Here is a 12117-nt window from a genome sequence, read left to right as displayed (position 1 = left end):
TCACAGCCGGCCGATGGCGGCCTTGAGTTCATCGAGCGAAGCGGGCTTCGGCAGGTGCGCGTTGAAGCCTGCCTCGAGCGCCCGGCGCGCATCGGCGCGGCGGCCGAAGCCGGACATCGCGATGGAAGGAAGCTCGCGCGTGGCCGGCCGCCGCCGCACCTCGGCAATGAACTGGTAGCCATCCATCTCGGGCATGCCGAGGTCCGACACCAGCAGGTCGTCCGCCCGCGGATGCGCCGATGCCGACGACCGGGAAGCCCAGCGCGCTGGGCGCAAGCTCGCCTTTGTCGGCGGCAGGTGACGGCGGGGGATTCGATGGGGGCATTGGAGTCAATGCGGGACCGGAGCCTCCGGTCCTGCGGTGCGCGGCGCGGTATCTTGCCGCGGCCGCTGGATGTAGTCTGCGCTGCCACCTCAGATGCGAAAGGTTCCTACGCAGCACCTTCGATTGCCATGCAGTACTTCTTCTCGCGCGGCCTGAACCATGCGGCCGGTGGCGCCGCTCAGCGATGCGGCGCTCGCGCGCAAGGCGCGCAAGGCGGGATGGGCGTGCCCGCGCCCAAGGAGCATTCGCAATGAACACGCAGGACGCAGCCGCCGGAAGCGGCACCGAAGAACCGGGCATCGACTTCATCTACCGGGGCTGGCACTTCAAGTACGGTGCGCAGCGCACGGGCCCGGGCGTGTACCGCCCCGTGGTCGTGTGCCTTGGCCGGGGGCATGGCCCGGAGCAAAAAGAGACGCTGCCCAGCGACACCGACGAGATCGCCTATGCCACCGAGGCGGAGGCGCTGCGGCACGCAGAGCAGCAGACGATGCGCTGGGTGCACGACCGCACCGGCGATGGCCAGGGTCAACTCTGACGCGGCGCGCCCGGCCTCCGCCCGAATCTTCTTCGACACCACGCCGGGCCGAGGTCGTTCCGCGAAACAGTGAAGGAACATCCATGACCGCATTGGACCTGTTGAACCTGGATGTACTGCTCGCGCGCAGCGTGCTGCTGCGCGCCGACTACGTGCAGGTGCAGAGCCGCATCCGAGACGCGCTGTCGCGCCACCGGCTCGCTGCCGGCAGCGTCCCGGCGGACGAAGACTTCGGCGAGCTCATCCACGCCATGAGCCGCTCGCTCTCGGCCGACGCGCGCTACCTCTGCACGCTGTCGGCCATGGTGCGCGGCATCATCGAGCGGGCCAAGGCCGAGGCCTGAACGCCCGCCCGCTCCTGTTTTCTGCGACAGGAAGCCGAGCCGCCGTCCGACACTTCGCGCCGATCCACCGGCGCAGCGTTGCAAGCATGAAGCCCTCTAGACAAGTCAAGTCCGACGAACGCGACAACGCGCGCGTGTTCCGCTGGGGCATCGGCGCGGCCATCTTCGTTTTCATCCTGGCGCTGGCCTACAACTTCCTGACCCAGACGCGCGAGGAAGGGCCGGTCAAGCCGTCGACACCAACCCAGAGCGCGCCGCAGACGACTCCGGCCAACCCGCCGCCGGGCAAATAGCGCATCGGCCGCAGCCGGCCCGCGCCTATCCCAGCCCGAGCTGCCCGCGCATGGCCCTCGTGCGCTCGATGGCCATGCCCAGCAGCTTCAGCGCCACCTGCGGGTGCTGCTCGCAGAGCCCGCGCATGGCCGCCACGGGAATCAGGTACACCGATGAAGCCTCGGCCGCCACCAGCGTGTGCTTCGCCTCGTAGCGGTCTTCGCTGAGCGAAGGGCCAAGGAAGAAGTCGTGCTGGCAGATCAGGTCGGTGACGACATCGGCGCCGCCCGCGCGTCCGTGGCTCACCACCTGGAGCAGCCCGTTCGCCACGCAATAGACCCGGTCGGTCCACTCGCCCGAGGCAAGAACGGTTTCGTCGCACTGGTAGGAGCGCAGTTCGCTGGCCTCGTCCAATGCCGTGCGGTCCGGATGCGGCAGATCGGCGACCAGGGTATGCAAATACATGTCCGAATGGTCTCCGAAGGCACTGCAGAGTGCATACCCATGAATTGGGGATGCCGCGCCGCAAAGCCACGGCACCGCCTCAAGCCGTGGATCTGGCCCTGGCGGCGCGCCGCAGGCAATCGATCAACTGCTGCGTGCTGGGCGTGCGCCGGCGCCCGCGCATGGTGATGAGGCCCACCGGCGGCAGCTCGATCGGCACCTTGAGCGCCAGCACCTTGAGCATGCCCTGCTGCTGGAAATGCCGCGCCACGGAACGCGCCATGAAGGCCACGGCATCGCGCTGCTGCAGGAAGCTGATCTGCGCGAGGAAGGAGGCCGATTCGATGATGTCCGTCGGCGGATGCACCCCATCGCGAAAGAACATCTGGTCGAGCTTCACGCGCAAGGAGGCCCAGGGCGGCGGCATCACGCAGCGCTCCCTGGCCAGGTCGGCCCAGCCCAGCCGGCGCTTCGCGGCCAGCACATGCCCGGGCCGCACCACCACCTGCATGGGCTCGGCATGCAGCGCCTCGGTTTCGAGGTCGGGCGCCGCGTAGCCGGGCTCCAGCCGCCCCACGAACAGGTCGAGCTCGCCCAGGCGCAGCTTGGGCAAGAGGCGCGTGAGGTCGCCCTCCTCCACCAGCACCGTGGTCTGCGAGGAGTTGGCCTTGAGCATCTCGACCGCGCGCGCCAGCAGCACCGGCATGGCCACCACCATGGCGCCCACGCTGGTGCGGCCCGCGGCGCCGCTGGCCACGGCGGCAATCTCGTCGCGCGTGCGGTCGTAGTCGGCCAGCACCGAGCGCGCGAAACGCACCACGCTGTCGCCGTAGGGCGTGGGCTCGGTCCCGCGCGTGGAGCGCTCGAACAGCGCGAGGCCGAACATGCGTTCGATCTCCACCAGCGACTTGGACACCGCCGGCTGCGTGACCGACAGGAACTCGGCCGCACGGCCCAGGTGGCGGAACTGGTCGAGCGCCACCAGCATCTGCAGGTGGCGCAACTTGAGGTTGGAACGCAGGACGCGGTCGATCTGGCTCATCGTGGTGTGTGCGGCTTTTTTTCTCTTCATAACCTCTGGGCTATGAAGCGAGTCCGCTATTTCATTGGATTGCAATGATTGTCTACTGAAGAATGCGCCCAGCTTTCTCGAACAACAATCGTCGGAGACACACATGACCTTCTCTCGCTCCCTGCAGCGGCGCCAATTGGTGCTGGGCGGCCTCGGCGCCGCCGCGCTCGCCACTGCCACCGGCCGCGCCTTCGCGGCCGACTATCCGGAACGCCCCATCACCTTCATCTGCCCGTGGCCCGCGGGCGGCACCGCCGACCGCTCGATGCGCACCATCTGCCAGATTGCCGCGCGCGAACTCGGCCAGCCGATTGCGCTGGAGAACCGCGCGGGCGCCTCGGGAATGATCGGCACCAAGGCGCTGGCCTCGGCCCGGCCGGACGGCTACACCATCGGCCAGATCCCCATCTCGGTGACGCGCTTCGCGCAGATCGGCACCGTGCAGATCGATCCGCTCAAGGACCTGAGCTACCTGGCGCGCACCTCGGGCCAGACCTTCGGCATCGCGGTGCCGGCCAGTTCGCCCTTCAAGTCGCTGCGCGACATGGTGGCGCAGGCCAAGGCCAAGCCCGGCGTCGTCAGCTACGCCCATGCCGGCGTGGGCGGTGCCACCCACGTGGGCATGGAGCAGTTCGCGCAGGCGGCCGGCGTCAAGTTCAATGCCATTGCCTACAAGGGCGGTTCGGCCGCGCTGCAGGACGTGCTGGGCGAACAGGTCGACATGCTGGCCGACAGCAGCTCCTGGGCGCCGCACGTCGAAAGCGGCAAGCTGCGCCTGCTCGCCACCTGGGGCGAGGCGCGCACGCCGCGCTTCAAGGACACGCCCACGCTCAAGGAGCTGGGCTACGACGTGGTGGTGGAAGCACCCAACGGCATCGGCGCGCCGCGCGGGCTGCCGCCGGCGGTGGAAAAGAAGCTGCGCGACGCGTTCCGCATGGCCGTCAACAGCGAAGAATTCAAGAAGGTGGCCGACAGCATCGACGCGCCGGTCATGTACCAGGACGGCCCCGACTACCGCAAGTACGTCGAAGCCGTCTACAAGCAGGAGACCGAGCTGATCCGCAAGCTCAACCTCAAGGAACTGATGGAGAAAGGTTGATGAACGACAGCCCCCTGCTTCGCCTGCACCCGCACGACAACGTGCTGGTTGCCAAGACGCCCATTGCCCTGGGCGAGACGATTGCCGAGTTCGGCGTGCGCGCACGCGCGCAGATTCCCGCGGGGCACAAGATCGCCTCGCGCGCCATTGCAGCCGGCGAGCAGGTGAAGAAGTACGACACCGTCATCGGCGTGGCCTCGCGCGACCTGGAGGCCGGCGACTACGTGCACAGCCACAACCTGACGCTGGTGGACTCCTACCGCGACCCCGCCTTCTGCCAGGACCTGCGGCCGGTGGCCTACGTGCCCGAGGCCGAGCGCGCCAGCTTCATGGGCTTTGTGCGGGCTGACGGCCGCGTGGGCACGCGCAACTTCATCGGCATCCTGTCGTCGGTCAACTGCTCGGCCACCGTCATCAAGCGCATTGCCGCGCACTTCACGCCCGAGCGGCTCGCGGCCTTTCCGAACGTGGACGGCGTGGCCGCCTTCGCGCAGACCAGCGGCTGCGGCATGTCTTCGCCGAGCGAGCATTTCGACGTGCTGCGCCGCACCCTGGCCGGCTATGCGCGCCATCCCAATCTGGCCGGCGTGCTGATCGTGGGCCTGGGCTGCGAGCGCAACCAGGTCGATGCGCTGGTCGACTCGCAGGGCCTGCAGCAGGGCCGCCTGATGCGCACGATGGTGATGCAGGAGGTGGGCGGCACGCGCCAGACCATCGAGGCCGGCATCCGCGCGGTGGAAGAAATGCTGCCCGAGGCCAACGCCGCGCAGCGCACCCGCGTGGGCGCCAACCACCTGAAGATCGGGCTGGAATGCGGCGGCTCCGACGGCTTCTCGGGCATCACGGCCAACCCGGCGCTGGGCGCCGCGATGGACTTGCTGGTGCGCCATGGCGGCACCGCCATTCTTTCCGAAACGCCCGAGATCCACGGCGTCGAGTTCATGCTCACACGGCGCGCCGCGACGCCCGAGGTCGGCCAGAAGCTGCTCGACCGGCTGGCCTGGTGGGAGCGCTACACGGCCGGCCAGAACGCGCAGTTCAACGGCGTGGTCGGGCATGGCAACCAGGCCGGCGGGCTGGCCAACATCTTCGAGAAATCGCTCGGCTCGGCCATGAAGGGCGGCACCACGCCGCTGCAGGCCGTGTACGAATATGCGGAGCCCATCGACCAGGCCGGCTTCGTCTTCATGGATTCGCCGGGCTACGACCCGGTGGCGGTCACCGGGCAGATCGCGAGCGGCGCGCAGCTGATCTGCTTCACCACCGGACGCGGCTCGATGTTCGGCAGCAAGCCCGCGCCGACCATCAAGCTGGCCAGCAACACGCCGATGTTCAAGCGCCTCGAAGAGGACATGGACATCAACTGCGGCGTGGTGATCGACGGCGAACTCTCGGTGCCTGAATTGGGCCAGCGGATCTTCGAACAGATCCTGCGCCACGCCTCTGGCGAGCAGACCCGCAGCGAAGCGCTGGGCCTGGGCGACCACGAATTCGTGCCGTGGCACCTCGGCATCGTGAGTTGACCTTCTCCCCTTTTGGACGCCGACGGACATGCCCCTTACCCTCAACCGCCCCGAACTGCAGCGCACCGCCAACTTCATTGCCGGCGAATGGTGCAGCGCCGCCGACCGCACGCTGGACGTGACCGACCCGGCCACCGGCGCGCTGATCGCGCAGGTGCCCGACTCCGGCTCGGATGCAGCGCGTGCCGCCGCCGATGCCGCGCACGCCGCCTTCCCCGCCTGGCGCCGCACGCCAGCTAAGCAGCGCGCGCAGATCCTCAAGCGCTGGAACGACCTGGTGCTCGCGCACCAGGAAGACCTGGGCCGCCTGATCTCGCGCGAGCAGGGCAAGCCGCTGGCCGAAGGCATCGGCGAGGTCGCCTATGCGGCCAGCTACATCGAGTGGTTTGCCGAGGAAGCCACGCGCGCCAACGGCGACGTGATTCCGGCGCCCGTTCCCGGCCGGCGCATGCTCGCCCTCAAGGAGCCGGTGGGCGTGGTGGCCGCCATCACGCCGTGGAATTTTCCGGCCGCGATGATCGCGCGCAAGATCGCGCCGGCGCTGGCCGCGGGCTGCACCGTGGTGTGCAAGCCGGCCGAGGACACGCCGCTGACCTCGCTCGCGCTCGTCAGGCTCGCGCAGGAGGCCGGCGTGCCCGCGGGTGTGCTCAACATCGTGACGGCCTCGCGCGAGCGCACGCCCGAGGTGGTCGACGTGTGGCTCGACGATGCCCGCGTGCGCAAGATCACCTTCACTGGATCGACGCCGGTCGGCAAGCACCTCGCGCGCCGCTCGGCCGACACGCTCAAGAAGCTCTCGCTCGAGCTCGGCGGCAATGCGCCCTTCATCGTGTTCGAGGATGCCGACCTGCACGCCGCGGTCGACGGCCTGATGGCGGCCAAGTTCCGCAACGGCGGCCAGACCTGTGTGTGCCCGAATCGCGTGTTCGTGCACGAGGCCGTGCATGACGAATTTGCCGAGCTGCTGGCCGCGCGCGTTGCGGCACTGCGCGTAGGCCCGGCCAGCGACTCCGCCTCGCAGATCGGCCCGATGATCAATGCGCGCGCCATCGAGAAGATCGAGCGCCATGTGCACGACGCCGTGGCGCGCGGCGCACGCGTGCTCACCGGCGGCACGCGGCTGCCCGCGCTCGGCCCGAACTACTTTGCGCCCACCGTGCTGGTGAATGCCGACGCCACCATGGCCTGCGCCTGCGAAGAAACTTTCGGCCCCGTCGTTCCGCTGACGCGCTTCGTGGATGAAGCCGAGGTGGTGGCCCAGGCCAACGACACGCCCTTCGGCCTGGCCGCGTACTTCTATTCGCGCGACGTGCGCCGCATCTGGCGCGTGGCGGATGCGCTCGAAGCCGGCATCGTCGGCATCAACGAAGGCGCCCTGGCCGCGGAGGCTGCGCCCTTCGGCGGCGTGAAGGATTCGGGCTACGGCCGCGAAGGCTCGGTCCACGGGCTGGACGACTACCTGCACACCAAATACGTCTGCCAGGGCCAGCTGGACTGACGCCAGGCGCACACGCAACACACCCAACCGAAGAGACCCCATGCCCGCCCACAACGCCTTCAAGACAGCACTGGCCACCCAACAGCCGCAGATCGGCCTCTGGCTCTCGATGGCCGACCCGTACATGGCCGAGGTGAGCGCCACCGCCGGCTTCGACTGGCTGCTGATCGATGGCGAGCATGCGCCCAACGACCTGCGCTCGACGCTGGCCGCGTTGCAGGCCGTGGCGCCGCACCGCGCCCAGCCGGTGGTGCGCGCGGTGCAGGGCGACACGGCCCTCATCAAGCAGCTGCTCGACATCGGCGCCAGGAACCTGCTGGTGCCCATGGTCGACACGGCCGAGCAGGCGCGCGCACTGGTGTCGGCCACGCGCTATCCGCCGCTGGGCATCCGCGGCGTCGGCAGCGCCGTGGGCCGCGCCTCGCAGTGGAGCGCGCGCACCGACTACCTCGACATCGCCGACGCGGAAGTCTGCCTGCTGGTGCAGGCCGAAACCGTGGCGGCACTTGCCAACCTGCCGCAGATCTGCGCGGTGGACGGCATCGACGGCGTCTTCATCGGCCCGGCCGACCTGGCCGCGTCGATGGGCCACCGCGGCCGGCCCGGCCACCCCGAGGTGCAGGCCGCGATCGAAGCCGCCATGCGCACCATCGTGGCCTCGGGCAAGGCCGCGGGCACGCTGACCTCGGATCCGAAGCTGGCCCGGCGCTACCTGGAACTGGGCTGCAGCTTTGTCGCGGTGGGTGTCGACGTGCTGCTGTATGCGGGCGCGGCCCGCAGGCTCGCGGCCGACTTCAGCGGCGCGCCGCCGGCCGAAGAGCCCGCGCCGCGCGCGGCCTACTGAACGAAGGCCTCGTCGCGAGACGAACCTAAGGAAGGTTCTCGCGAAAGATCACCTGGCTGCGGGTGGTTTCCACGCCGCTGAGCGCGTCGCGCCCGTCGCGCAGGTTGGCGAAGATGCGCACGCAGTTCATCAGCGTGGTGTGCGGGCTCTGCGTGATCACCGCATCCATGCTGCCGTCGATCAGCAGCGTGCGCGTGTCGGGCGTGAGCCCGTGCCCGATGAACACCACCTTCTGCTCGCGCCCCGCCTCCTTCAGCGCGCGCGCCACGCCGTCGGATGCGCCGCCGATGTTGTAGATGCCACCCATGTCGGGGTATTGCTCCAGCAGCGCGCGCGTCTGGCGGTAGTTCTTGCCCGCATCGTCCTGGCCTTCGCGCAGGCCCACCACTTCGAGCCGCGGGAACATCTCGTCGATCACGTGCAGGAAGCCGGCTTCGCGCTCCTCGTGGGCCTTGTAGCTCAGGCTGCCCGCGATGAGCGCGACCTTCGCAGCGCGCGCGCCGATGAAGCGGCCGATCAGGTAGCCCGCGGTGCGGCCGGCCGCGCGGTTGTCCAGCCCCACGAAGGCGGCGCGCTCCGAGTTCGACAGGTCGGAGATCAGCGTGACCACCGGCAGCCCGCGCGCCGCCAGCGCCGCCACCGCCTCGCGCACCGCCGGGTGCTCCAGCGCCATCATCGCGATGCCGTCGCAGCGCTGGCCATGGCGGCGCAGTGCATCGGCCAGCTCGTGCGGGTTGAAGCTCTCGATGAACACCGTGCGGCACTGCACGTTGAACGGCGCCCAGTGCTCCTGCGAATAGCCCACCATGTCGCCCAGCATGCGGATGAAGCGGTTGGTGCCGGCCGGCAGCAGGAACACCAGCCTGAGCGGCGGCGGCGTGAGCGCGGCATAGAGCTCGGGGCCCGGCAGGTAGTCGAGCTCGCCCGCGGCCTTGAGCACGCGCTGCACCGTGGCGTCGCGCACGCCGGGGCGGCGGTTGAGCACGCGGTCGACGGTAGCGGTCGACACCTGCGCGGCCCGTGCGATGTCGACCACGCGGGCGCGCCGCGCATCGGTTGAAGGGTTATCCCGCATACATCAAAAACCATCAAGATCGAGTTTGACCCGGATCATGCATCCTTTTATCTTCGCTGTGGCTCGAATCCAATGGTGCATCAGATTGCATCAACCGCATTCCGAAGATCCTGGAGACAAAACATGACCTTGCTGACCCGCCGCAGTGCCTTGCGCACGCTTTCCGCCCTCCCCGCCGCCGGCATCGTGTCGGCCGTGCCGCGCATCGCGCGCGCCGCGGAGTTCTCGTACAAGTACGGCAACAACCTGCCGCTCAGCCATCCGCTGAACATCCGCGCGCAGGAGGCGGCCGACCGCATTGCCAAGGAAAGCAAGGGCCGGGTCGAGATCAAGATCTTCCCCAACAACCAGCTCGGCGGCGACACCGACATGCTGGCGCAGGTGCGCTCGGGCGGCATCGAGTTCTTCACGCCCTCGGCACTGGTGATTGCCACGCTGGTGCCGGTGGCCGCCATCAACGCGGTGGGCTTCGCGTTCAACGACTACGGCCAGGTGTGGGGCGCGATGGACGGCAAGCTCGGCGCCCATGTGCGCGGCGCCATTGCCAAGTCGCGCCTCTACGCCTTCGAGAAGATGTGGGACAACGGCTTTCGCCAGACCACCAGCAGCAAGGCGCCGGTCACCAATGCCAAGGACATGGACGGCCTGAAGATCCGCGTGCCCGTGAGCCCGCTGTCGATCTCGATGTTCAAGGGCCTGGGCGCCGCGCCCGCGAGCCTGCAGTTCAGCGAGGTGTATTCCGCGCTGCAGACCAAGATCGTCGATGCGCAGGAAAATCCGCTGCCGATCATCCAGGTGGCCAAGCTGTTCGAGGTACAGAAGTTCTGCTCGCTCACCAACCACATCTGGGACGGCTACTGGTTCGTTGCCAACGGCCGCGCCTGGGAAGCATTGCCCGACGACCTCAAGACCATCGTGGCGCGCGCGATCAACGACGCCGGCATGCAGCAGCGCGAAGACATCAAGAAACTCAATGAATCGGTGGTCGGCGACCTGCAGGCCAAGGGTCTCAGCATCAACCGCCCGGTGGCCGAGAGCTTTCGCGCCAAGCTGCGCGAATCGGGCTTCTACGGCGAGTGGAAAGGCCGCTTCGGCCCCGAGGCGTGGGCGCTGCTCGAAGGCGCCGTCGGCAAGCTGGCCTGAGCGTCCATGGTGCATGAATCCACTTTCGAGGCGGCCCCGTTCGTGGGCGCCGGACCATCCGCCAACGCGCTGAGCGGCCTGGCCGGGCGCGCCGACCGCGTGCTGGGCGGCGTGGTCGAAGCCGTGGCCGCGCTGCTGGTGCTGGCCGAGATCTGCGTGCTGTTCGCGGGCGTGGTGTCGCGCTATGTGTTCCATGCACCGCTGGTGTGGTCGGACGAACTCGCGTCGATCCTCTTCCTGTGGCTCTCGATGCTGGGCGCGGTGGTGGCGCTGCGGCGGGGCGAGCACATGCGCATGACGGCGCTGCTGCAGAAGGTGCAGCCATCGACGCGCGCCATGCTCGACGCCTTTGCCATCGCGGCCTCGGTCGCATTCCTGGTGCTGATCATCTGGCCCTCGATCGACTATGCGCACGAGGAGTCGTTCATCGTCACGCCCGCGCTGGAGATCAGCAACGCCTGGCGCGCCGCGGCCATTCCGGCGGGCATCGGCATCATGCTGGCGATGGCGCTGCTGCGCCTGGTGCGCGTGTGCACCGGGCGGCAGATCGCGGTCGCGATGCTCGGCATGGGCGCGCTGGTGGCGGCCTTCTGGCTGGCGGCGCCGCTGTTCGCGACGCTCGGCAAGTTCAACCTGGTGATCTTCTTCGTGGTGGTGGTGGCGGCCACCGTGCTCTCGGGCGTGCCCATCGCGTTCTCGTTCGCGCTGGCCACCTTCGGCTACCTGGCACTCACCACGCGCACGCCGCTCCTGGTGATGGTGGGGCGGCTCGACGAAGGCATGTCGCACCTGATCCTGCTCGCGGTGCCGCTCTTCATCTTCCTGGGCGCGCTGATCGAGATGACGGGCATGGCGCGCGCCATGATCCAGTTCCTTGCGAGCCTGCTGGGACACGTGCGCGGCGGCTTGTCGTATGTGCTGATTGGCGCGATGTACCTGGTGTCGGGCATCTCGGGTTCCAAGATCGCCGACATGGCCGCCATTGCGCCCGTGCTGTTCCCCGAGATGGTCAAGCGCGGCGCCAAGCCCGGCGACCTGGTCGCGCTGCTGTCGGCCACCGGCGCGCAGACCGAGACCATTCCGCCGTCGATCGTGCTCATCACCATCGGCTCGGTCACGGGCATTTCGATTGCCGCGCTGTTCACGGGCGGGCTGCTGCCGGCCGTGGTGCTGGGCGCCGCGCTGTGCGTGGTGGTGTGGTGGCGCTACCGGCGCGAAGACCTGAGCGGCGTTGCGCGCCACAGCAAGCGCGAGATCGGCAAGCTGCTGCTGGTCGCGCTGCCCGCGGTGCTGCTGCCCTTCGTGATCCGCGCCGCCGTGGTCGAGGGCGTGGCCACGGCCACCGAGGTGTCGACCATCGGCATCGTCTACTCGGCCATCGTCGGGCTCTTCGTGTACCGGCAGTTCGACTGGAAGCGGCTCAAGCCGATGCTGGTCGACACGGCCTCGCTCTCGGGCGCCATCATCTTCATCGTCGGCTGTGCCACGGCCATGGCCTGGGGCCTCACGCAGTCGGGCTTCTCGCAGGACCTGGCGCGCGTCATGGGCGCGCTGCCGGGCGGCGCCTACGGCTTCCTGGCCGTGTCGATCGTGGCCTTCATCGTGCTGGGCAGCGTGCTCGAGGGCATTCCGGCCATCGTGCTGTTCGGGCCGCTGCTGTTTCCCATTGCCAAGGCCGCAGGCGTGCACGAGGTGCACTACGCCATGGTGGTGATCTTCGCGATGGGCATCGGCCTGTTCGCGCCGCCCTTCGGCGTGGGCTACTACGGTGCCTGCGCCGTCAGCAAGGTCAACCCCGACGAGGGCATCAAGCACATCTGGGGCTACATCGCCGCGATGCTGGTGGGCCTGGTGATCGTGGCCGCGTTCCCGTGGTTCTCGACCGGTTTTCTCAAGTTCTGACCACAACAACACACTCACATCAACGGAGCCAACCGCA

13 protein-coding genes are annotated in these 12117 nt (G+C 68.6%); 9 read left to right on the top strand and 4 right to left on the bottom strand.

What is annotated here, in order from left to right; genetic code table 11:
• Positions 1 to 276, bottom strand: a complete 276-nt coding sequence (locus tag ACAM54_RS10175; protein WP_261380275.1) for a response regulator — start codon at positions 274 to 276, stop codon at positions 1 to 3.
• 299 nt (positions 277 to 575) lie between these two features.
• On the opposite strand from ACAM54_RS10175, the gene ACAM54_RS10170 reads away from it, so the two are divergent.
• From ACAM54_RS10170 to ACAM54_RS10160, 3 genes are all read left to right on the top strand, one after another.
• Positions 576 to 863, top strand: a complete 288-nt coding sequence (locus ACAM54_RS10170) for a hypothetical protein (protein WP_369650599.1) — start codon at positions 576 to 578, stop codon at positions 861 to 863.
• 83 nt (positions 864 to 946) lie between these two features.
• Positions 947 to 1207 (top strand): hypothetical protein, encoded by a 261-nt coding sequence (locus tag ACAM54_RS10165; RefSeq protein WP_145743132.1) that lies wholly within the window; start codon positions 947 to 949, stop codon positions 1205 to 1207.
• An 86-nt stretch (positions 1208 to 1293) separates the two neighbouring features.
• Positions 1294 to 1500, top strand: a complete 207-nt coding sequence (locus tag ACAM54_RS10160; protein ID WP_369650598.1) for a hypothetical protein — start codon at positions 1294 to 1296, stop codon at positions 1498 to 1500.
• A 25-nt stretch (positions 1501 to 1525) separates the two neighbouring features.
• Here the strand turns inward: ACAM54_RS10160 and ACAM54_RS10155 are convergent, their stop codons facing one another.
• Together ACAM54_RS10155 and ACAM54_RS10150 are read right to left on the bottom strand one after the other, a co-directional pair.
• Positions 1526 to 1945: a Crp/Fnr family transcriptional regulator gene (locus tag ACAM54_RS10155; protein WP_145743129.1), complete on the bottom strand. Its 420-nt coding sequence runs from the start codon at positions 1943 to 1945 to the stop codon at positions 1526 to 1528.
• A gap of 79 nt (positions 1946 to 2024) precedes the next feature.
• On the bottom strand, positions 2025 to 2966 hold the full coding sequence (locus ACAM54_RS10150; protein ID WP_369650597.1) for a LysR substrate-binding domain-containing protein: 942 nt from the start codon (positions 2964 to 2966) through the stop codon (positions 2025 to 2027).
• Positions 2967 to 3099: 133 nt separating this feature from the next.
• Here ACAM54_RS10150 and ACAM54_RS10145 point away from each other — a divergent pair, with 133 nt between their 5' ends.
• From ACAM54_RS10145 to hpaI, 4 genes are read left to right on the top strand one after another with little or no spacing between them, the layout of a single operon-like run.
• Positions 3100 to 4095, top strand: a complete 996-nt coding sequence (locus ACAM54_RS10145) for a tripartite tricarboxylate transporter substrate binding protein (protein ID WP_369650596.1) — start codon at positions 3100 to 3102, stop codon at positions 4093 to 4095.
• Complete coding sequence (locus ACAM54_RS10140) at positions 4095 to 5618, top strand: UxaA family hydrolase (protein WP_369650595.1); 1524 nt, start codon at positions 4095 to 4097, stop codon at positions 5616 to 5618. The genes ACAM54_RS10145 and ACAM54_RS10140 overlap by 1 nt, the downstream gene beginning before the upstream one ends.
• Before the next feature lie 28 nt (positions 5619 to 5646).
• Positions 5647 to 7116 carry an NAD-dependent succinate-semialdehyde dehydrogenase gene (locus ACAM54_RS10135; RefSeq protein WP_369650594.1) on the top strand — a complete coding sequence of 490 codons (1470 nt, stop codon included), beginning with the start codon at positions 5647 to 5649 and terminating at the stop codon, positions 7114 to 7116.
• 40 nt (positions 7117 to 7156) lie between these two features.
• Positions 7157 to 7960, top strand: a complete 804-nt coding sequence (hpaI, locus tag ACAM54_RS10130; RefSeq protein WP_369650593.1) for a 4-hydroxy-2-oxoheptanedioate aldolase — start codon at positions 7157 to 7159, stop codon at positions 7958 to 7960.
• Positions 7961 to 7985: 25 nt separating this feature from the next.
• Here the strand turns inward: hpaI and ACAM54_RS10125 are convergent, their stop codons facing one another.
• On the bottom strand, positions 7986 to 9035 hold the full coding sequence (locus ACAM54_RS10125) for a LacI family DNA-binding transcriptional regulator (protein WP_192322725.1): 1050 nt from the start codon (positions 9033 to 9035) through the stop codon (positions 7986 to 7988).
• A 123-nt stretch (positions 9036 to 9158) separates the two neighbouring features.
• On the opposite strand from ACAM54_RS10125, the gene ACAM54_RS10120 reads away from it, so the two are divergent.
• Positions 9159 to 10178 (top strand): TRAP transporter substrate-binding protein, encoded by a 1020-nt coding sequence (locus ACAM54_RS10120; RefSeq protein ID WP_369650592.1) that lies wholly within the window; start codon positions 9159 to 9161, stop codon positions 10176 to 10178.
• Between the two features lie 6 nt (positions 10179 to 10184).
• On the top strand, positions 10185 to 12080 hold the full coding sequence (locus tag ACAM54_RS10115; protein ID WP_369650591.1) for a TRAP transporter large permease subunit: 1896 nt from the start codon (positions 10185 to 10187) through the stop codon (positions 12078 to 12080).
• The last annotated feature ends 37 nt before the right edge of the window (positions 12081 to 12117 follow it).

This window comes from Variovorax sp. V93 (assembly GCF_041154485.1).
Classification (GTDB): domain Bacteria; phylum Pseudomonadota; class Gammaproteobacteria; order Burkholderiales; family Burkholderiaceae_C; genus Variovorax; species Variovorax beijingensis_A.
Note: the sequence above shows the minus strand (reverse complement) of the source record. Positions and strands in the feature narration are given on the sequence as shown.